This is a genomic window from Pseudomonadota bacterium (genome assembly GCA_027620075.1).
GTDB lineage: Bacteria > Pseudomonadota > Alphaproteobacteria > Rickettsiales > UBA6187 > 1-14-0-20-39-49.
On the sequence record JAQCEY010000002.1, the window covers coordinates 307,039 to 329,476 of the forward strand.

Below are 22,438 nucleotides of genomic sequence, written 5' to 3' on the forward strand. Positions count from 1 at the left end.
ATTATTATTGAATTGACGGAAGCTCTTTAACTATCATCGCATCAGGGTGACCGAGGTTAACTACTTTTTGTAAAGCCAGTTTAGCAACCTTCTCACTTGGCATCGGTCCAAGCCTTACCCTATAAAGCTTTCTTCCGGCTATTGAAACTGGAGCAACTATTACATCTCCCAAAGGCATAAGCCGTTTTTCTATCCTGTATGCATTCGCAACATCGCTATAAGTACCCGCCTGAACAAAATGCTGTTCGGTTTCAGGGAGCTTCCTTACATTATCATCATGCATCATAGGCTCTTTGTAATCAGGTTCCAACTTCAAAAGCTGCTTTGTTACACTTTCGATAGTCCCTTCAATTTCGCTATCATCTACATCGCCCTGCCATGTCCCTACCGCCTCTATGTCTACATCTTCTTCTATAACATCAAGTTCTTTTTCGGCAACATTTCTATTATTTTCCGACAGCTTATAATCTTCTTCTGACGGCTTAGAATCATTTATCTGTATTTCTGGCAAATCCCCCGATGACGCAGTCACGGCAGGACTTTTTGTCAACATATTAGAAAGCTTCTTAACCGGTTCTAATATCGAATTTTTATCCACCGAAAGAGAAAACGGCGTATTTTTTTCTTCCTTCATTTCATATTCTTCATCATCGATAGCATAGGGAGATTTAGATTCGGACGATTTGAACAAAGATGAAAATCTACTTTGCTCCTCCTCTAATGGAGTTTTAGAAGATGGCGACTTTTTTATTCCTGAAAGCAATCTGTTTGTCTGTCCTTTTAAGAACTGAACTCTTACCTTCGCTATTCCCTTTTCCCTGAAGCCCAGAATATCGGCGGCTCTTTCAGAAACATCAATAACCCGCCCTTTAGCAAAAGGTCCTCTGTCATTTACCATCAAAATTATCGTCTTGTTATTTTCAAGATTAGTTACCCTTACCATACTCGGCAACGGCAAAGTATTATGTGCGGCAGTTAAGGAGTTTTTATCGAACGTATCACCGTTAGCGGTTGGTTTTCCGTGAAATTCGTCACCATACCACGACGATATACCCGTCTCATCATAATCCGGCTGTTCCTTCGGATAATACCACGTACCGTCTATCTGGTAAGGATTACCGACTTTGTAATATCCTTTATGATCGTCATAGCTTACTTTTGGAGGAGTTTTTTTTGATACGGCACATGATACCAGCAAGATTGAAGCAATTAATGTTGATAATATTTTTTTATTGAACAACATGAGACAACCTCTCCTAATTAATGATCCCGTCAGATAGCATACCGACAGCCGTTGCAAAATACAACGAACGATTCCACTTTAACACGGTTTTATAGTTTGAATAAACCAAAAAAGCACGCTTTTTCTCATCTTCAGGCTTTATTATAGAAGCTTTAATATCGGATCTTTGAGGCAAGCTACCGCCATCTGCTTTTCTTACCCCTAATTTTTGCCAGTCAGACAATCCCTTCTCAATATCCCTGCCGATTAATTTTTCATCAAAATTCTTAGGCAACTTTACTTCACGCCCCCATGTAATATCATCATTCCAGCCTCTTTTAGAAAGATAGTTGGCAATTGACGCAAAAACATCTTCTTTAGTCCCCCAGATATCACGCTTACCGTCATTATTATGGTCAACGGCAAGCTCAAGAAAGCTTGACGGCATAAACTGCGTTTGTCCCATAGCACCCGCCCATGAGCCTTTCATATCTTCAAAAGCGATGTGACCTTCATCAATAATTTTCAGAGCATCGAGCAGTTCTTTCTTGAAAAACTCCACCCTTCTTCCTTCAAAGGCTAAAGTAGCAAGGGTGTTAACTATTGTAAAACCGCCCATATTTCTACCGAAATCGCTCTCTACTGCCCATAGTGCAACTATAAATCTTGGCTGGACACCATATTTTTTGCTAACTTCGTTTAGTATTTTTTCGTTTTCTTTTAACATAGCCTTAGCACGCTGTACCCTAAAATCAGGCACTACCGTCTGCAAATATTCTTCAAAGGTTTTTGTTTTATATGGCTGCGTTCTATCCAGTTCTATAGCCCTTGGAACAAATTTAACATCTTTCATGAACTTATAGATAGTTTGCTCACTGATACCTTTTTGCTTCGCCTCCTCTACAAAATCAACTATCCAACCGTGAAAAAGCTTCTCGTCATAAACCACCTCTTCCTTTTCATTTGCAAAAGCAATATTAGAAAGTAGCAATATCACTACAAAAGTAATTCTTTTTAAAATAGAAAATATCATCGAATACCCAAAACCTATTATACCTAGTTTATTTGCCCTAACAAGATAGCAAAAAATAACTCGTTAATGCAACCGTAATTTAACCTATCACACCCCGATTTCCTACTAAATATTATATACACGCAAGATTACCGATTGCAACAGTTGAATCTGCAATTAAATTGTCTATATATTATATAGATATCCATTTTAGGAGTATATAAAAATGAGAATTTCTTTTGCTTTATTGAGTGTTATAATTAGTTTGTTACTAATATTATCTTGGCACGGCAATGCACATGCGGCAGAAAAAAAAGCACCATCTTCAAAAGAAGAGGTGATATTATCATATGCTCCGCTTGTAAAAACAGCATCACCTGCCGTTGTGAACATATATACAAAGAAGAAAGTTACAGTTAAGCGTGGTATATCTCCATTCTTCAATGACCCTATATTCCAGCATTTCTTCGGCAATAATTTTTCGGGAGGCTCTGTAACCGAGCGTATTGAAAGCTCTTTAGGCTCAGGCGTAATAGTAAGTAAAGGCGGACTTATAATAACCAACCACCACGTAATTTCTGACAGTACCGACATAAGAGTGGTATTATCAGACAGGCGTGAATTCAATGCAAAAGTACTATTAAAAGATGAACGTACAGACCTTGCGTTATTAAAAATTGATACCGACAAAGACCTTCCTTATCTGGAACTCATGGATTCTGACGACTTAGAGGTTGGAGACATAGTAGTAGCTATAGGAAACCCTTTCGGCGTAGGGCAGACTGTCACAAGCGGAATAGTCTCGGCAGTTGCCAGAACTACTATCGGCATATCCGACTACCAGTTTTTTATTCAGACCGATGCGGCAATAAACCCCGGAAATTCAGGCGGTGCATTGATTAACATGGAAGGCAAGCTGGCAGGATTGAACACAGCCATATTTTCCAAAACAGGGGCTTCAAACGGAATAGGCTTTGCCATACCGTCTAATATGGTTAAAACCGTTATACGCACAAAAGGTGAAAGGGTTGTACGCCCTTGGCTTGGAATCGGCATTCAGGCAGTTACACAGGAAATAGCCAACTCAATAGGGCTTGAAAGGCCGGTTGGTGGGATATTATCAGCCGTTCACCCCGATAGTCCTGCATCTAGAGCAGGTTTAAAGGTCGGAGATGTAATAGTAGGCATTGACGAACATGAAATACTTGATGAACACGCCTTGCATTTCAGAGTTGCCACATACAATATAGGAGCAACAGCAAGTATTCATTTCGTACGAAACGGAAATTTAAAGTCCTCCAGAATAGAAATGGAACAGCCACCTGAGAAACCTAAGCGTGACACAAGAATATTCAAAGGCAACAACCCTCTTTCAGGCACTACGGTCATGAATCTTTCACCAGCTGTAGCTGATGAACTTGGTCTGAAGTTTCTGGCAGAAGGAGTAATAATCACCAATATTGATAAAGGTGTGGCATCAAGGATCGGTATTAACAAAAACGATATTATCAAAACCGTTAATAACAAAGAGATAAGCACCACCAAGCAGCTTGAGGAGTTATTAAATAGTAATTTTGCTACATGGTCGATTACGGTACAAAGAGGCAACAGGCTTTTAAATATCATTTGGAATGTCAGGTAAATGAAGTCCTTATTTGAAAATGATATTAAACAAAACACGTCAAAACCTCTGGCAGAACTGCTTCGTCCAAAAAAACTGGAGGAGGTTGTAGGGCAAGAACATTTGCTTGGTAGCGAAGGCAGCCTAACAAGATTCTTAAAGAACAGGAATCTGCCCAGCCTGATTTTTTGGGGAACTCCGGGTTGTGGAAAAACCACTATCGCAAGATTATTAGCAACCGAAATCGGCTACCACTTTGAAATTATATCCGCCGTTACCAATGGGGCTGCCGACCTGAAAAAAATATTTCAGTCCGCCCAAATACGAAAACAAAACGGCACTAACACATTACTTATGGTGGACGAGATACACCGCTTCAACAGAGGACAACAGGATTTATTCTTGCCATATGTTGAAGACGGCACTGTTACTCTTGTCGGAGCGACAACGGAGAATCCGTCCTTTGAAATAAATTCGGCACTTTTATCAAGATGTAAAGTTCTAGTCTTAAAGCAGCTAGATAACAATAGCTTAAAAGAAATTGTAAAAAGAGCAGAAAATCATTTTAACAAAAAACTTCCGCTTACTGAAAACGCCTTAGAAACCATTTGCCGTATATCCGATGGTGACGGAAGATATCTGCTCGGTATGTGCGAAGACTTATTTAATATGGAACATAGTCAGGAAATAGACACCCAGCAGCTAACAAAAATATTGCAAAAACGTTTTCCTATTTATGACAAGAATCAGGATAGCCACTATAATTTAATAAGTGCATTGCATAAATCACTCAGGGGGTCTGATGTTGACGCTTCACTTTATTGGTTCAACAGAATGCTCGACGGTGGTGAAGACCCGATATATATATGCAGAAGGCTGGTAAGGTTCGCAGTTGAGGATATAGGACTTGCAGACCCTAACGCAGTTGTTCAGGCTAATGCGGCAAAAGATGCCTATATGTTTTTAGGCTCACCCGAAGGAGAGCTTGCCGTAGCACAGGCAGTTATCTATCTTGCCACCGCTCCAAAATCAAATGCGGCATATACGGCATATAAATTATCAACCGCATCTGCAAAAAATAACGGCTCGCTGCCTCCCCCTAAATATATAATGAACGCTCCTACCAAGCTTATGAAAGAACTCGGTTACAAGGAGGGTTACATTTATGACCATGACACCCCCGAAGGATTTTCAGGACAGGATTATTTCCCCGAAGAAATGAAACGGGAAGAATATTACCACCCCGTTGAACGAGGCTTTGAACGTGATATTAAAAAGCGTATAGAATATTGGAAAAAAATTCGGGAGAGTCGACAATGATTCCCATATACATAGCAATTGGCGGAGCGATTGGCTCGGTTTTAAGGTATTTTACATCAAATTATTTCAACTCTGTTTTTAAATTCGGTTTTCCGGCGGGAACACTGGCTGTAAACGTCATCGGCTCATTAGCAATGGGGCTTATTATCGGATATCTGGTCAAAACACTTCCGCATAGCAATGAGATGAGGGCGTTTCTAACAGTAGGCTTGCTAGGAGGATTTACAACATTTTCAGCGTTCTCGCTTGATGCGGTTACACTCATACAAAGAGGAAATATATCACATGCTTTTATTTATATAGCTTTATCTGTTATTGTCTCTATAATGGCACTCTTTATTGGATTACAAATAACCAGAAATATACTTTAAAATAATGACAAAAGTTCAAACGGAAAAAGTTAAAGCAGAAGATAACGATATCAGAATAGACCGCTGGTTTAAAAGGAATTTTCCAGCCTTCAGCCATACATCAATTGAGAAAGCCTTACGCAAAGGTCAGATACGTATTGACGGAAAAAAAGTAAAATCCTCAACGCATGTTCTGGAAGGTCAGGAGATACGTGTACCTCCCATGAAGGAATACATAAGAGAAGATAAGCCAAAACCTAAAATTGACGAAAAATATATAACGGAAATACAAAAATCGGTTATCTACAAGGATAAGGATATTATTGTAATAAACAAACCTGCCGGTCTACCCACACAAGGAGGTGTAGGCATTAATGTAAGCGTAGATTCTCTTTTGGAATTTTTAAAATTTGATTATGATAAAAGACCCAAATTAGTACACCGCCTTGATAAGGACACCAGCGGAGCTTTAGTTCTTGCCCGCTCGACTACTACCGCATCGGAACTTACAAGTGCATTTAAGAGCAAAAACATTGAAAAAACTTATCTGGCTTTAGTGGTCGGCAACCCCGAACTAGATGAAGGTAAGATTGATTTAAGTATCAGTAAGCAGGATTCCGGGGCAGGCAAAGAAAAAATGATAGCTGATAAAAAAGGACAAAAAGCCGTTACATATTATAAAGTAATCGAAAAAATGGGCAAAAAACTAAGCCTTGTAGAGCTGTATCCGCACACAGGACGCACCCACCAACTACGTATTCATATGTCACATCTCGGAAATCCGATATTAGGGGACGGAAAATACGGCGGAAAATTAGCGTTCATTGAAGGATTAAGTAAAAAAATGCACCTTCATTCATATTCAATACAATTACCCGGATATCAAAAACCTTTTTTCGCTGAAGTCACTGGAAAAATGGCAGAAACTTTTAATAAACTGGGTATATCACATAAATAACCCTCTAAAACTAAAGCTTATTTAAAAACTTTATAAAATTACTGCAATTTTATAAAGTTTTTCATTGAAATATCCTACCCAAATATGTCATTATGGTTAATAGGGAATATTCATAAAAAATAGTATCTTTAATTTTATACATTTTTGTGCTATAATTAATTGAATTAATACATGTAGTGTTAAATTATAGGGAGAAAAGCTCTTGTTTTTTAGGTCAAAAAATTCTTTTTCTGTTCTTACTTTTTTTCTATTTACAATAGTTATATCTTTTTCTACGCCCTCATACGCAAATCCAAAATATGCATCATTGGTAATTGATGCCGATACAGGAGTTGTTATGCATCAGGAAAACGCCGGAAAAACAAGGCATCCTGCTTCTTTGGTAAAAATGATGACATTATATATGACGTTCCAAGCTATAGAACGTGGCGAACTAAGCATGAACCAAAGTCTTAAAGTTTCAGCACGTGCGGCAGGAATGCCGGCAAGCAAGCTGGGTTTAAAAAGAGGCTCAAAAATTAAGGTAAAAGACGCTATATTGGCTCTTATAGTAAAGTCGGCTAATGATGCTGCGGTAGTTTTGGCGGAAGGAATAGGCGGCAGTGAGTGGAAATTTGCAACCATGATGAACCGTATGGGCAAAAAGCTCGGAATGAATGACACAAATTTCGTTAATGCATCGGGTCTTCATAACTCACGTCAGGTTACAACCGCATATGACATGGCAAGACTTGCCGTTGCACTTCGCCGTGACTATCCAAGACATTATCATCTATTTAATAGAACAAAATTTTACTTCAACGGCAAAGTGTATCAAGGACATAACAAAGTTGCAAGTAGCTATAAAGGTGCAGACGGCCTTAAAACAGGATATATAACCGCAGCAGGTTTTAACCTTGTTACATCTGTAAGACGTGGCGGGAATAGCATTGTCGGCGTTGTTTTAGGCGGCACAACATCTAAACGCCGTGACCGACACATGGTTCAATTGTTAGATAGGGTGTTTTACAAAATGGCACAAGGAAACACACCTAAAGCCACCATGCATACGGGAGTTGTGCCGTTCCCTAATCTAAAACCGGGAAGAAGCATGCAGGCTGCCGTTTCAGACTCTACACCCGAACCGAATTTAAAACCTCAAGTATAGCTTATAATCTGCACTGAAATCTTTATTTTTTGTTATGCTGAATTTGCTTCAGCATCTCACACGTTGACACAAGACCCTGAAACAAGTTCACCGGTGACAAGTCAACCATTAAGCGTACAATTCCGTATATTTATTATACTCGTAACAATGACGGATATAAGAAGCGTTGAAAGCACTACTCGGCATCATCAAGCTTTAATTTAGATGATTTATCTATGCTTTTTTCTATGCATTTTATCATCAAGCCTGCGATATCTTTTCCGGTTACCTCCTCAATTCCCTCAAGTCCCGGAGACGAATTGATTTCCAGAACTTTCGGCCCTGAAGATGAGCGTATTATATCAACACCCGAAACATCAAGATGCATTGCTTTGGCAGCTTTAATAGCAATCCTTTTTTCTTCAGCCGTTATTTTAACAGAATCGGCAGTACCGCCTAGATGTAGGTTCGCCCTGAACTCGCCTTCTGCCGCCTGTCTTTGCATAGCACCGACAACCTTTCCGTCTATTACAAAACACCTGATATCCTTGCCTTGTGCCTCTTTAATAAACTCCTGAACAAGTATGTTAGCCCTAAGGCTCTTAAAAGCATTAATAACACTTTCCGCAGCTTTTGAGGTTTCAGCAAGAACAACTCCACGCCCCTGCGTTCCCTCCAACAACTTAACAACAAGAGGTGCACCGCCGACTGATTTAATTATCTCTTTCGTATCAAGTGGGGAACTTGTAAAGCCGGTCATAGGCATATCAATTCCCTTAGCCGCTAAAAGTTGTAGCGACCGAAGCTTATCTCTAGAACGTGATATAGATACCGATTTATTCAGGCAATAAACGCCCATAGACTCAAACTGCCTTACAACGGCACAGCCATAAAATGTTGCCGAAGGTCTTATTCTCGGTATTATGGCATCAAAGTCTTTTAGGCTTTCCCCTCCCCTGTACAGAACGTCAGGCATAGACGAGGATATATTCATGTAGCTTTGCCTTACATTTATAAAATACATGTCGTGACCACGCTGCTCACCGGCTTCCATTATCCTTTTATTTGAGTATAGATCCGGGTTACTGGCAAGAAGCCCTATCTTTAACCTATCAATTTTAACCGGAGCTACATTGTAATGCTTACAAACATCTTTTTCGTTCTTAATCCCCAGACAAAATGATGTATTAGGGTCGATTAACAACTCATTGGTCATCGCCTCACGCCCCAGCAGCATTCTGTAGCCCATAGAGTCCCTGTTTGTTAGGGTAATTTCTATGTCCCATTTTTTATCACCGAGTATGATAGGGGTTTTGATAACGTGCCTTGTCTGCTTTTCACCGCTTGAACTTTTTACGCTTCTTCTATCGACGGCCCTTGCAACGCATTTTTGTACTATCTTGCGATTGCCCTGAACAGGGTGTATATCAAACTTAACATACTTGATGCCGTCTTCAACAAAAGGATTGATATTAAAAGCATGTAACGATGATGTTTTAGCTCCCGAATCAACCCTTGCTTTTAATGCAGGCAGGTTAAGCTCCGGCAATGAACACCATTCTTCTTTTCCGATTATAGTTTTGTTAGGCATTAGTACCCTGCTTAGTTAAAAATGTCGAATAAATCTAATTACATTTATACATTCATATGTAAACATTTAATTTTAAATTATACGACTTTTTTTAACCTTCACGTAATTCCTTAGCTAATAAAAATGCCAGTTCAATACTTTGCGAAGCGTTCAGCCTAGGGTCACAGTGCGTATGATATCTATCTTTTAGGTTAACCTCCGATATAGCCTGAGCACCACCTACACATTCGGTAACGTCCTGACCCGTCATTTCAATATGTATCCCTCCTGCATAAGTACCCTCAGCCTTATGTATATCAAATACATTCCTGACTTCCGCAAGAACTTTATTAAAAGGTCTCGTTTTGTAGCCGTTAGGTGACTTAATAGTATTACCGTGCATAGGGTCACACGACCACACGACAATACGCCCTTCTGATTTCACTTTTTTAATAAGGGTAGGTAGGAAATCTTCCACTTTTTCAGCTCCCATACGGGAAATAAGGGTAATTCTACCGGCCTCATTATCAGGATTTAAAGTATCTAAGATACGTATAAAATTATCAGGGTCGGTCGAAGGCCCTACTTTCATACCTATAGGATTTGCTATACCACGCATATACTCAATATGTGCTTCCTCCAGATTACGGGTTCTATCGCCTATCCAAAGCATATGTGCCGAACAATCATAGAACTGAGCGTTATCGCTATCCTGCCTTGTTAAGGCCTCTTCATAATTTAGCAACAAAGCTTCATGTGAAGTAAAAAATTCCGCCTCATGTATTTCATCTGTTCTTTCCAAGTCTAAACCGAAGGCTTCCATAAATGAAAGGCTTTCGTTAATCCTGTCTACCAAATCCTTAAATAGCTTACCTTGAGCCGATTCGGTAGCAAATTCCATATTCCACTTATTAACGTTACGCAGCGATGCATAGCCACCCTTTGCAAGGGAACGCAAATAATTCAATGTAGCAGTAGACTGGTCATAAGCCTTTAACATACGCGCCGGGTCAGGCTCTCTGGCACCTTCGGTAAAGTCAATGGCGTTTACCATGTCACCACGATAACTTGGCAGCTCAACCCCATCAATAATTTCAGTGTTTGCCGAACGTGGCTTTGCAAACTGACCGGCTATTCTACCTACTTTTACAACCGGCTTTCCGGCTCCATACATTAACGCCACCGTCATTTGCAATATTACCCTAAAATAGCTTTTTAGGTTCTCGTCGCTAAATTCGGCAAAACTTTCGGCACAATCGCCACCTTGTAAGAGGAATGCTTTACCTTCAGCCACTTTAGCCAAGGATTTTTTTAACTGCATTATCTCGCTTGGCTGAACAAGCGGCATACGCTTTGCCAACTCCGACTCAACAGCCTTTAATCCTTCAACATTCTTATATATAGGCTGCTGCTGAATAGGAAAATCTCTCCATGAACTTTTAGTCCATTTCTCATTATTTGCAGATTTTACTTTACTAGTCATAAATCCTCGTTAATCTATGGTCTCTTTTTTAAGGTGCATAATTTAATCTTTTTATCAATAATTATAAAGGTTTTTTATTATAATGGGTAAGAAAAATAACATAATTGCCTTTCAAGGTGTTGAAGGAGCACATTCCGATATGGCATGTCGACAGGCTTATCCTTATATGGATACTATGGCATTTGCGTCATTCGAAGATGCTATGCAGGCTGTTTTGGACGGAACTACATCGCTGTGCATGATACCTATCGAAAACTCAAAAGCCGGACGAGTAGCAGAGATTCATAACCTTTTGCGTAACACCGAACTATCTATTGTGGGTGAATGCTTCCAAAGAATCGAACACTTCCTTGTAGCACCAAAAGGCACTAAAATTAACGATATTACAGACATTTACTCTCACCCTCAAGCCCTCATGCAGACTAAGGAAACATTAGCCGGCTATAATTTTAAAAAGCATGAATATTCAAATACCGCCGCAGCCGCCCAAGACGTGGCAAAGTGGAATGACAAATCAAAAGCCGCTATATCATCAAGACTGGCTGCCGAGCTATACGGCTTGGACGTAATACTTGAAAATATTGAAGATGCAAATGACAACACAACCATCTTCATAGTTATGTCACTTGCCCCTATTGATGTTAACCCTGACGAAAAAACCATCACAAGTGTGTTATTTACCGCCAGAAACATACCTGCGGCACTATATAAAGCACTTGGCGGCTTTGCCACAAACAACGTAAACCTGCTGAAAATCGAAAGTTATATAGCTCCGGGTACATCAAGCACCGCTGAATTTTTTATAAGCTTTGAAGGTCACCCCGACCGGCGTAATGTTCAACTTGCTATTGAAGAACTTGGTTTTTTCTGTAGAAAAATAAAAGTTCTGGGTGTATATTCTGCCGATCATAAAAGATATGAATAAGACTATATAACGGTTTATGAAAAGAAAAGCTGAAAACATTGATGATAAGCTAAAACAGCAAACGGCACTACCGCCACGACCTTTATTTCCGAACGAGTATTTGCAACAAAGTACGAAAAAAGATACGAAATGGACTAACAAGGTTACAAAACAAAACGTAGAGGTACAAGCTAAACATAACGCAAAACTTGTTCCTAACACAGTGTCGGAAGATGATTTGCCGTCTGCTGTTTTTGCACATTCTATAGAAGAAATAAAACAAATACTTCCTGATGCCTCCCTAATATCACCTGACGAAATAAAAAATATTTGGGATTCTGATGAAAAAAAATATACTAAAAAAATAAGCCCGGAAGGCACTTATATAACTAAAGATGGAGTTATATGCAGACCGCTAAAACCACCGTCTGCGTTTAGATAAAACCTAAATAACTAATTATAATAAAAATCATACCATTTTTGTTTTAGATTATTTATCTTTATTGCGGTAGGAATATGCACTTCTTTTATATAATTACGCTCCAGATTTTTCCAATCTATGGAAAAGGTAGTTGCATACATAACAAATACTATAGTAAATAAAGATATTCCGTTGGCAACCGAATTTAAAATTGACGGTCTGATATCGGCTCCTCTGTTTCTTATATTTTCAACCCTTTTTATCCTGCTTTTAGTTCTCGGGTGCGTCGAAAAGATACTGAAATACGACCCCTTACCAAGGGCGGCAAGCCCTAAGACCATTGAATACCCGCCGACAACATTAGCACTATCCCTATCACATCTATATTCTATAGAACGCCCGAACCACTTCATTAAAAAACCATGGACAGGCATATATACCCATCTTAAAAAAAGACCGGAGAACCACGTTACAAAATTATATGTCCTATAAATGAAAACTTTTATATACCAGCCTATAAACGGAATAAATAACAACACATTTGCAAGTATCAGCAAAAATATCCTCATCATATTTGCTACATAACGGTTGATAGTATAGCTTGAGGCGGTCAGCAATCCGGGCAGAAAATCCTTATTTACCAAATGTGACAACTCATGCCCCATAATTCCCTGTATCGCCCTTACATATAACTCCTCATCATCTTTATACCTTCTGTGTATCTCGAATATTAATCCTAAAGTTAGCGTAACCGTCTGATTATTAGAACCGCCTATAGCATAAGCATTTACAACCTCGCCGTCAGTGTCTATTAGAAGCCTAGTGTTTTCCACACCGAACTTACTCCTCAACCACTGGAAAGAATCCATTATTTCCTGCTGTCTGGGAATCGCTGTCATAATACTTATATGTCTTGCACGCCTGTTTAGGAACTTTGCCGTAAATCCGAAAAGCATATCAAAGAACATATACAACAACGTAAATACACAAATCATTGAAACAAACAAAAGGAATATGTCCCAAAACGCCTTTGCAAAAAAATCATTGAAAATTATATAAAGAGGGAAAAAAACTAATGAGGCAGGTATAAGTAAGAAAATAAAATTTGCTATTGTAAGCATAAACGTTAATAAAAATACAAAAGGCTTGGCAAACATGATAAGTTGATATTTAAGTTTTATGCAAAGTAAATTTGAATTTACTATACGTATTTTGTCATCCTATGGAAAAAATTTAGGAGAAATTTTTTACCATGGGATCCAATTCGAAAAGTTTAGGAAAACTTTTCGATATTAAAAAAGTTTCCTAACTTTTTTAAATGTGGATTCCACGAATTTGTTTTACTAAACAAATTCGTGGAATGACAAGTTTACACAAATTTAATTCAAATTTACTATAAAGCTACAATATCTTATATATTAGCTATCTAAACAACCATAAATTTATATTATTTGCTATGAACAGTAAATTGCAGAGCAGCTTTACTTTCAAACCGGTTTTTCTCTACTGTTTCAGGAGCGGAAAAACCAAGCCTTTTTGTATGGATATCACGTGCTACAACATAAACCCCTGACTGCTGCTCTGCTACTTTATTAAAAGTATATGAGAGTGCCGCCAAAGCATCACTTTCAAGCTTACTCCCGTCCGGTTGCATTTGGTTATGCATAGACAACGGAACCATTGAACATACAAAGGCAACTACTTTATTACTAGTCTGCAAATGATGCTGTAGCTCAGTCTTGAGAAGGGTCGCATTATGTGCGACATTATCGGTACCATGCGGTATTACAATAAAATTATGCTCATTATTATTTCTGATAATGCCCGCCAGAGAACTTATATCACTACTAGAAAACTGCTTACTATCCTTAATTAGCCGTTCAGACTCTTCATACACCCCCCAATCGTAATAATCTACCATTGGGTCGCTAATATGACCTTTCATAATACTCACAATTTCATGGCAGTCAAAAGTCGCTACATTATACGGTGGAAATCTAGGTAAATCATATGGCTTAGAACCCATTGTACCACCGGTGGGTATGACCAATTTACGCTGAGAAACCTCGTTTAAAGATTTAATAACATTACCGGACTTCATACAGTACTTATATCTAATAAAATTAACGCTCTAACAATACATTGGAAATTTGTATTTTTTATTGCAAAAACGCCTCTTCCTTCATTTCCATAACAGGTTTTGCACCGTTTACTATGGAAGCTAAAAGTCCGTATGTTTGCGGAAGGATTTTTTTCATGAAAAATTTACCTGTAGATATCTTTGCTTCATAAAAATCCTTATCAACTCCGTCTTCTTTTAATTTTCGCAAAGATACCTCGATAAGCTGCACCCAGATATATGCGAATACCACCAAAGCCATAAGCCTTAAATATTCACTTGAACCTGCCGCCGCCTCATCAGGGTTGCCCATTCCGTTTGCGGCTATCCATAAAGATGCCTGCTGACCGTTCTTGAGTGCCATATATAAATCTTTAGTATATTCGGACATTTCAGGGTTATCACGGTGTTTATTCACAAAATTATCGGCAGGGTGGAAGAAGGAACGTAAGTACTTGCCCATTTTTTTAGGAAGTTTCCTTCCGACTAAATCTAAAGCCTGAATACCGTTTGCACCCTCATATATCTGAGCGATACGTGCATCACGCACATACTGCTCCATGCCGTATTCTTTTATATATCCGTGTCCGCCAAAAATCTGCATACCCATATTGGTAGATTCAAACCCTGCATCGGTATAGTATGATTTCAATATCGGAGTAATAAACTGCACAAAATCATCAGCTAGCTCTTTTACCTTATTATCATCGTGTTTCTTGCTGATATCTATTTGTAAAGCCGTATAGCAAGCCAACGCCCTTGCACCTTCATTAAAGCTACGCATAGTAAGTAACATACGCCTGATATCAGGGTGTACCAAAAGAGGGTCGGCTTCTTTTTCAGGATATTTAGGTGCTTTTAGCGACCTTCCCTGCAATCTCTCCGATGCATATTGAGCGGCGTTCTGATATGACACCTCCGACAAGCCAAGCCCCTGAATCCCCACATATAGCCTCGCCTCATTCATCATAGTGAACATTGCCCTCAAGCCCTTATGTGCCTCTCCTACAAGATAACCGACAGCTGTGTCATAATTCATAACGCAGGTAGGTGATGCATGTATTCCCATTTTATGTTCAATAGAACCGCAGGTAACATTATTTGCACCGCCCAATGAACCGTCATCATTTACCCAAATTTTCGGAACTACAAATAAACTTATGCCTTTAACTCCGGCAGGTGCATCGGGCAATTTTGCCAGAACAAGGTGAATTATGTTTTCCGTAATATCCTGCTCACCGGCTGAAATAAAAATCTTAGAACCGCTTATCTTATACGTCCCGTCTTCATTGGGAATTGCCTTTGTTCTAATTAACCCCAAGTCCGTTCCGCATTGCGGTTCTGTAAGGCACATTACCCCCGACCATGTTCCGTCCACCATTTTGGGCAGGAATTTTTGTTTTATCTCATCAGTGGCATGCATATATATTGCATTATACGCACCATGCGTCAAACCCGGAGTAATTCCGAATGAGAGATTTGATGAGCATATCATTTCACTTACCGACATATTCAGAACTTCCGGCAGCCCCTGACCGCCAAAATCAGGCGAACATGTAAAGCTTGTCCAGCCTGATTGAACATAAGTTTGATACGCCTCTTTAAAGCCTGAGGGAACAGTAACCTTACCGTTATCGAATTTCACCCCCTCTGCGTCGCCGGACTGATTGATAGGGAACAAAACCTCTTCACATAATTTAGCACCCTGATCAAGCAATGCGGTAATGAGGTTATCGTCCACCTCTTCAAAACCCTGAATATCGTTATATTTCGAAACATTAAGCCATTCTTTTAATACGAACTCAAAATCTCTTACCGGTGCTTTATACTGAGGCATAAATTACTCCTTAACCGTTATTTTCTTTTGGAACCACAAATTTTAAAGTGGTAATTACAGGATAGTGGTCGGAACCCATAGCCGGCCCCCTTTCCCGTTTTTGAACTACAATATTATTTGACACTAAAATATTATCAATCGTTATCCCCATCAAATTAGGTAGGAACGAAGGCCAAGAAGGCTTATATGCTCCTATGCCCAGACCTATATCACCCTCTTTCATATTAGACGATTCTGCCATTTTCCGAAAATGGGGCGAGAACCTTGTACTATTAAAATCACCTACAACCAGCCTATGGTCTATTTTCTCTTTAACCACATGCTCGCCTATTGATTCAAGAACGTCCTGATTGGTCTGTGCAAAACTCGGAAATATCGGCGGCGGAGGATGCGTCCCGTATAAAACGAAAGGCACTTCATAACCCGTAGTCTCTCCTCGCAGGACTATTACTGGCGACTCGTCTTTTAGATATTTTATCTCTATCTCGTCAACATACAAACGGCTGAAAACCGCCATATTACGACCTCCTCTCATATCTTTACTGATATGATAAGGATACGCCCACTTTATTCTTCTGATAGCATCTTGCCATCTTTCATTGACTTCTAGTAGAACTACTATATCGACATCTTCGGTTTTAGAAACTATCCACCTAGTCATTTCATCGACATTAACGTTATTGCGGTTAACATTATATTGCAAAACCTTAACTTCATCGTAATCTTCGGTAACCTCCTCATTTATATCAAAATACGGTACAACCTTATAAGCCTGACTTGCACATATAACCAACGTTATCAATGCCCACATTTTTCTTTTTGCAAACAATAGTAGGATCGTCAATAGTGCCGCTATAAGTACGTATTGCACCACAAAATGCGAGAAAAGGTCAAATAACCAGTACATACTCGCCATATATGAAAACGATACCGAAAACAAAAGTATAACCGCAAGAAAAACCCACAGTCTTGAAATAAAACTTTTTTTATTCTTATCCCTACGCCGTCTCATTTGCTACCTGCATGTTATATAACTTTTTAATTCCTAAGAGGTTTGCCCGTCTCAAGCATATGTTCGATTCTGTCCAACGTTCCTTCATTTTTAACCAGTTCCATAAAAACATCAAGTTCCAGATTCAGTAAATCCTGCTCTGTAAGTTCTTTTGTTATATCGGTATTACCACCGCTTAACACGGTTGCAAGTGCTTTTGATACAACTTCGTCATATTTAGTAGCTTTACCGTTTTTTACGTATCCGTCAATGGCCATATTAAGAGCAGCCCTTGCAGTTTTACCCGGCAGGCTTATTGAACGCATTTGCGGCGGACTATATCCGTCAACCAACTCAAGGCACTTATTCTTTGCATCACTCAATAGCCTCTTACGGTTCATGCTAATTGAATCTTTATCAAGCAGGATAAGCATATCTTTAGCCTCCTCCGCCGACTTGGCTACTTTTGCAAGACCGATATTTTCAAAAGACCTGATTATGGCAGGCATAGTATTAGCCGTCTTTATAGGACTCAAACCACTGAACATACGCCCGAGTTTGGCCGTAACGGTTTGCTCATCAAGCCTTTTGTCTATATTGCGTATTAGCATTTCCTTACAACCGCCCCAGCCGGGAACAATACCTACACCAACTTCAACAAGCCCTGTGTACGTTTCAACATGTGCCTGTACCGCATCAGAATGCATCAATATCTCACAACCGCCACCTAATGCCATACCGCTTACGGCAGTAACAACAGGAAATGGGGCAAATTTCAATGCCATATAGGCATCTTGTCCACGCTTGATAATTTCCCTGATATCCTTCCATGCGGCAACATTTGCGGCAAATAACAAAACTCCGATATTCGCACCCACACAGAAATTATCAGAGTCATTAGCTATAACCAGACCTTTATACTGCTTTTGCACGATTTCAATTGATTTTTCTATCATTTCAAGAATCATAGGGTCGACGCTGTTCATCTTGGACGTATATTCAAGACATGCAATGCCGTCACCTATATACCATAAGCTTGCCGAAGGGTTTTTCAATATCGGTTTATTTCCTACCTTCTTATCAGCCAGCATCCATGCATCAGGTGAAACTTTTATTTCCGCATAATCACCGCTGCCGGTTATATAAAAACGCTTACCGCCCTCAAGTTTATACATCGGATTATCACCCGCTTTTTCAAGCAGTTTAGGAATACTCATTCCTTCCGACTTTAACTTTTCAGCCAGCCATTTTGCTCCCGAAACTTTATCACAACCTAATTTATCAATCAGCTCAAAAGGACCGTATTTCCAGTTATAGCCTAGCTTCATAGCTTCATCTACGGCAACAATATCATCTGATATTTCAGGCACTAACGAAGCCGCATAGCTCAATGTTTTCAATAATACCGACTTTCCGTATTTTCCGCCTATATCATCATGTTCTATAAGTTTTCTAAGCCCGCCTTTAGCCGCATCTACACTTTGCAAGCTAGGTCTTACAGCAGGAGAATATTCACCTGTTTTTAGGTCAATTACTTCCTTAATCTTTTCGCCTGTTTCGGTATTTAAACGGTAAAACCCTCCGTTACCCTTCCTGCCTGTATAACCTTCACTTATCATACGCTTAACAAGTTCAGGCTCTTTATATATCTTTATAAACTCATCGGTTTCGGGCAGGGTTTTTGAAAATTCCTTCGCTATCAAAGGCATCAAATCAATGCCTATCAAATCCAACAGACCGAATATGCCCGTTTTAGGAATTCCCACGGGTCTTCCCATTACCAAATCAGCCTCTTCAACCGTAATACCTATATCCATAGCGTCCAGAACACCGACAGTCATCCAGTAGCACCCGATACGGTTAGCAATGAATCCTGGGGTATCTTTACAATCGACAACTCCCTTACCCAGCTTCACATCACAAAACTCCCTGACGACTTTTGCTATATCGGCAGATGTATTCTCACCGACCACTAACTCAAGTAATCTCATATATCTTGGAGGGTTGAAAAAATGCGTAACCATAAAATGCTTGTTAAATTCTATAGGCATTTCTTCTATCAACAAATGCAGCGGTATCGTAGATGTATTGGAGGAAACCACAGCCTCAGGCTTTTTAAACTCACTTATTTTTTTATACAGATCCCTTTTGATTTCCAAATCTTCCAGAACCACCTCAATAATCCAATCAACATCGGATAATAAGCTTAAATCATCTTCAAGATTACCGGGTATTATAAGTTTGGCTTTACGCCTATGCGTCAATGGTGCCGGATCGGTTTTCAACAATCTTTCAATAGCACCTTTGGCAAGCTGACTTCTGTCTTTTGCATCTTTTGGAACGATATCCAGCAAGACTACTTCCGTTCCCGAATTTGCCACATGTGCCGCAATTGAAGCCCCCATAACACCGGAACCTATAACCGCAACTTTATTTATACTAAAACTCATACCTTAACTTCCCGTATTTTTTCTATATTGCTTCTAATATCGTAGCTATTCCCTGACCGCCGCCGATACACATCGTTGCCAGAGCGTACTTCCCCTTCTTTCTTTTTAACAATCCGGCGGCTTTACCTACAATACGCCCCCCTGATGCACCAAGGGGATGACCTAAAGCAATCGCCCCCCCGTCAAGATTTAGCTTTTCCGTATCAATATTAAGCTCCTTGATGACAGCGATAGCCTGTGCCGCAAATGCTTCATTTAACTCAATTATATCAATATCTTTTAACTCAAGACCTGCTCTTTGCAATGCTTTTTTTGTAGCATTAACCGGTCCTATCCCCATAATTTCAGGAGCACAGCCCGAAACGGCAAAACTTTTTATACGGGCAATCGCCTTCAAACCGTTTTTACCTGCATATTCCTCACTACATATAAGCAATGCTACCGCACCGTCAGTAAGAGGCGATGAAGTTCCGGCTGTTACCGTGCCTTTTGAATCAAACGCAGGTCTTAGCTCCTCCAGTTTTTCAACCGTAGTTTCAGGGCGGATACAACCGTCTTTAGATACCGTTTTACCACCATAGACAATATTGATTATCTCGTCGTTGAATTTTCCGCTCTCCGCAGCTTTATAGGCTTTTTTATGACTATCTACGGCAAATTGCTCCTGTACCTTTCTTTTTATATTATATTTGTTAGCAAGATTTTCCGCCGTTACTCCCATACTTTCATATGCTTCGGGATATCGTTCATATAGTTCGGGGTGAGGAAGCGGGTTAAAGCCCGTCATAGGCACTCTTGTCATTGATTCCATACCGGCGGCTATAAACACATCTCCCATACCTGCCGCAATGTTTGCAGCGGCAATATGCACGCTCTGCATTGATGAGCCGCAAAAACGGTTAACCGTTTGCCCTGCAACGGATATCGGCAGCCCTGCAATGAACGAAACAAGCCTTGAAACATTTAACCCCTGCTCACCTTCAGGGAAAGCACAACCCATTATCAAATCTTCAATATCGGTTGCCTTTACCCCCGTTCTTTCAACTAATGCTTTTACCACTTGGGCGGCAATCTCATCGGGTCTTATATCGGTCATTTCGCCTTTATGTGCCGGAGTAAACGGAGATCGTACATATCCGGCAATTACTGCATTCTTCATCAATTCCTCTACTACATGTTGTCAAATAATCCGATTATAGTAATTGCAAGTTAATAAAAACTCTAGTGTTTTTTTATATTATACTTATTCCAAATAACTTCCATGCGTTTGAGAGTAATTTACACGCTATAAAATACCCGTCATACTATTCAGCTCTCACCGACCTTATCCTTCTTAGCAAGTTCTCTTTTCAATATTTTTCCTATCAGCGATTTAGGCATTTCATCTACAAACTCAATATATGCAGGCTGCTTATATTTTGCTAACTTTCCTTTTAGGAATTCTTTTATTTGAGCCTCGGTTACTACCTCCTCCTGTTTCAGCTTGATATAGGCTTTAACTAATTGACCTTTTTCGTCATCGGACACACCCAGAACGCTAGCCTCCTCAATACAAGGGTGCTTATATAATTCTTCTTCAATTTCCCTCGGATAAACGTTGAAACCGCTTGTAATTATCATTTCCTTCAACCTATCGACAATATAGATATAACCGTCTTTATCCATATAGCCCATATCTCCGGTATGCAGCCACCCTGAGCGAATCGTAGCTTTTGTCTCCGCCTCATTACCGAGATAACCCTTCATGACCTGAGGGCCTTTGATGCATATTTCACCTATCTCACCTATCGGCATCGGCTTCCTTTCCCCTTCAATATCCATTATTTCAACAACGGTATTGGGCAAAGGTATGCCTATAGCCCCCTTCTTGTTCTCACCGAATAAAGGATTAGCCACGGCAACGGGTGAGCTTTCGGTAAGCCCGTAACCTTCTATCAGTTTACAACCGGAGATTTCCTCAAACCTTTCTTTAACTTCTAACGGCAACGGCGCACCGCCCGATATACAGAATTTGAGCGAAGACAGATTATAGCTAGGTGTTTTCTCATGGTTGTTAAGGGCGGTAAATAAAGTCGGGACTCCGGGCATTAATGTTATTTTCTTTTTAGGTATGTCTTTTAATAGATTACCTATTTCAAGGCGTGAATGTATTACTATTTTACACGCTTTTAATATGCTAAGATTCATAACTACGGTCATAGCAAAAACATGGAAGAACGGCAGAACGCCGAACATCACCTCCTCACCCTCCTTCAATCCCTCAAACCAAGCACCTGTCTGGATAGTGTTGCCGTATAGATTTGCATGTGTCAGCATAGCACCTTTTGGCGAACCTGTCGTACCACCCGTATATTGCAAAACGGCAACATCTTCTTTAGGATTAATTTCTACATGCTTGAAATTGCCGTCATTTTCATAGAACGAATCGGCACAAATATTAGCCTCTCCATAACTAACCGAGGCTACCGATTTCTTTTTAAATAAACCGAACATCACCCCTTTTAAGAGCGGCAACTGCTTTTTAAAATCACCCACAATTACCTTCTCAAGCATTGTAGATTGTAAGAGGCTTGCTGTTTTATCAAAAACCAAGCCTAAATTTAAAGTTACCATTATTTTTGTTTTGGAATCCTGCACCTGATGTACTAATTCATTAACAGTATAAAGAGGATTATAGTTAACTACAATCCCGCCTGCCTTTAAAATTCCGTAATACGCAATTATAAACAAGGGACAGTTCGGCATTAATAAACCTACCTTATCACCTTTTTTAACACCGTTGTCCTGAAGGCCTTTAGCAAATTTATCTGATAACTTTAAAATATCATTATAACTGTATATTTTTCCATAATAATCCACACAAACGCAATCGCCGTACTTTTTGGCAGACTCGTCCAAAATCATATGTAGGGGCTGCAAAATTATGGGGTTATCCCACTTAATATTTTCAGGATAGTTTTTCTCCCACAGATATTCTTTTTTACGTATAGCCATAATCAGATTACAAACCTTTCATTAATAAATCCATTTCAGGATAAACTATATTTTTTTTAT

Annotated in this window: 18 protein-coding genes; 7 read left to right on the forward strand and 11 right to left on the reverse strand. The window is 39.6% G+C overall.

Annotation, left to right across the window (positions count from 1 at the left end; all coding sequences use genetic code 11):
- Positions 1–4 precede the first annotated feature (4 nt).
- The gene (locus O2942_04515) at positions 5–1,243 is read right to left on the reverse strand and encodes a septal ring lytic transglycosylase RlpA family protein (protein MDA0781513.1); all 1,239 of its coding nucleotides are present in this window, start codon (positions 1,241–1,243) and stop codon (positions 5–7) included.
- Positions 1,244–1,256: 13 nt separating this feature from the next.
- The gene (locus O2942_04520; protein ID MDA0781514.1) at positions 1,257–2,243 is read right to left on the reverse strand and encodes a lytic murein transglycosylase; all 987 of its coding nucleotides are present in this window, start codon (positions 2,241–2,243) and stop codon (positions 1,257–1,259) included.
- Between the two features lie 217 nt (positions 2,244–2,460).
- Between O2942_04520 and O2942_04525 the strand changes: the two genes are divergently transcribed.
- From O2942_04525 to O2942_04545, 5 genes are all read left to right on the forward strand, one after another.
- Positions 2,461–3,876, forward strand: a complete 1,416-nt coding sequence (locus O2942_04525; protein ID MDA0781515.1) for a Do family serine endopeptidase — start codon at positions 2,461–2,463, stop codon at positions 3,874–3,876.
- Positions 3,877–5,175: a replication-associated recombination protein A gene (locus tag O2942_04530; protein ID MDA0781516.1), complete on the forward strand. Its 1,299-nt coding sequence runs from the start codon at positions 3,877–3,879 to the stop codon at positions 5,173–5,175.
- Positions 5,172–5,546, forward strand: coding sequence for a fluoride efflux transporter CrcB (gene crcB / locus O2942_04535; GenBank protein MDA0781517.1), 375 nt, complete (start codon positions 5,172–5,174; stop codon positions 5,544–5,546). Before O2942_04530 ends, crcB begins: the two co-directional genes overlap by 4 nt.
- A 4-nt stretch (positions 5,547–5,550) precedes the next feature.
- Positions 5,551–6,483: an RluA family pseudouridine synthase gene (locus O2942_04540; GenBank protein MDA0781518.1), complete on the forward strand. Its 933-nt coding sequence runs from the start codon at positions 5,551–5,553 to the stop codon at positions 6,481–6,483.
- Between the two features lie 202 nt (positions 6,484–6,685).
- Positions 6,686–7,630 (forward strand): D-alanyl-D-alanine carboxypeptidase, encoded by a 945-nt coding sequence (locus O2942_04545; protein ID MDA0781519.1) that lies wholly within the window; start codon positions 6,686–6,688, stop codon positions 7,628–7,630.
- A 175-nt stretch (positions 7,631–7,805) separates the two neighbouring features.
- Here O2942_04545 and rimK read toward each other — a convergent pair whose 3' ends face one another.
- Positions 7,806–9,200 carry a 30S ribosomal protein S6--L-glutamate ligase gene (rimK, locus tag O2942_04550; GenBank protein MDA0781520.1) on the reverse strand — a complete coding sequence of 465 codons (1,395 nt, stop codon included), beginning with the start codon at positions 9,198–9,200 and terminating at the stop codon, positions 7,806–7,808.
- Positions 9,201–9,291: 91 nt separating this feature from the next.
- Positions 9,292–10,662, reverse strand: coding sequence for a 3-deoxy-7-phosphoheptulonate synthase class II (locus O2942_04555; protein ID MDA0781521.1), 1,371 nt, complete (start codon positions 10,660–10,662; stop codon positions 9,292–9,294).
- Positions 10,663–10,744: 82 nt separating this feature from the next.
- On the opposite strand from O2942_04555, the gene O2942_04560 reads away from it, so the two are divergent.
- Together O2942_04560 and O2942_04565 are read left to right on the forward strand one after the other, a co-directional pair.
- The gene (locus O2942_04560) at positions 10,745–11,587 is read left to right on the forward strand and encodes a prephenate dehydratase (protein MDA0781522.1); all 843 of its coding nucleotides are present in this window, start codon (positions 10,745–10,747) and stop codon (positions 11,585–11,587) included.
- A 16-nt stretch (positions 11,588–11,603) separates the two neighbouring features.
- Positions 11,604–12,008 (forward strand): hypothetical protein, encoded by a 405-nt coding sequence (locus O2942_04565; protein ID MDA0781523.1) that lies wholly within the window; start codon positions 11,604–11,606, stop codon positions 12,006–12,008.
- Between the two features lie 11 nt (positions 12,009–12,019).
- Here O2942_04565 and O2942_04570 read toward each other — a convergent pair whose 3' ends face one another.
- From O2942_04570 to O2942_04600, 7 genes are all read right to left on the reverse strand, one after another.
- Positions 12,020–12,955 (reverse strand): M48 family metalloprotease, encoded by a 936-nt coding sequence (locus O2942_04570; GenBank protein ID MDA0781524.1) that lies wholly within the window; start codon positions 12,953–12,955, stop codon positions 12,020–12,022.
- A 479-nt stretch (positions 12,956–13,434) separates the two neighbouring features.
- Entirely contained in the window at positions 13,435–14,088 is a 654-nt protein-coding gene (locus tag O2942_04575; protein ID MDA0781525.1) for an asparaginase domain-containing protein, read from the reverse strand.
- Between the two features lie 58 nt (positions 14,089–14,146).
- Positions 14,147–15,943, reverse strand: a complete 1,797-nt coding sequence (locus tag O2942_04580; GenBank protein ID MDA0781526.1) for an acyl-CoA dehydrogenase C-terminal domain-containing protein — start codon at positions 15,941–15,943, stop codon at positions 14,147–14,149.
- 10 nt (positions 15,944–15,953) lie between these two features.
- Positions 15,954–16,955, reverse strand: a complete 1,002-nt coding sequence (locus O2942_04585) for an endonuclease/exonuclease/phosphatase family protein (GenBank protein ID MDA0781527.1) — start codon at positions 16,953–16,955, stop codon at positions 15,954–15,956.
- Between the two features lie 26 nt (positions 16,956–16,981).
- Positions 16,982–19,384 carry a 3-hydroxyacyl-CoA dehydrogenase NAD-binding domain-containing protein gene (locus tag O2942_04590; protein ID MDA0781528.1) on the reverse strand — a complete coding sequence of 801 codons (2,403 nt, stop codon included), beginning with the start codon at positions 19,382–19,384 and terminating at the stop codon, positions 16,982–16,984.
- A gap of 22 nt (positions 19,385–19,406) precedes the next feature.
- Positions 19,407–20,543 carry a thiolase family protein gene (locus O2942_04595; GenBank protein MDA0781529.1) on the reverse strand — a complete coding sequence of 379 codons (1,137 nt, stop codon included), beginning with the start codon at positions 20,541–20,543 and terminating at the stop codon, positions 19,407–19,409.
- A gap of 149 nt (positions 20,544–20,692) precedes the next feature.
- A complete protein-coding gene (locus O2942_04600; GenBank protein MDA0781530.1) occupies positions 20,693–22,378 on the reverse strand; it encodes a long-chain fatty acid--CoA ligase in 1,686 nt (561 codons plus the stop codon).
- Positions 22,379–22,438 lie beyond the last annotated feature (60 nt).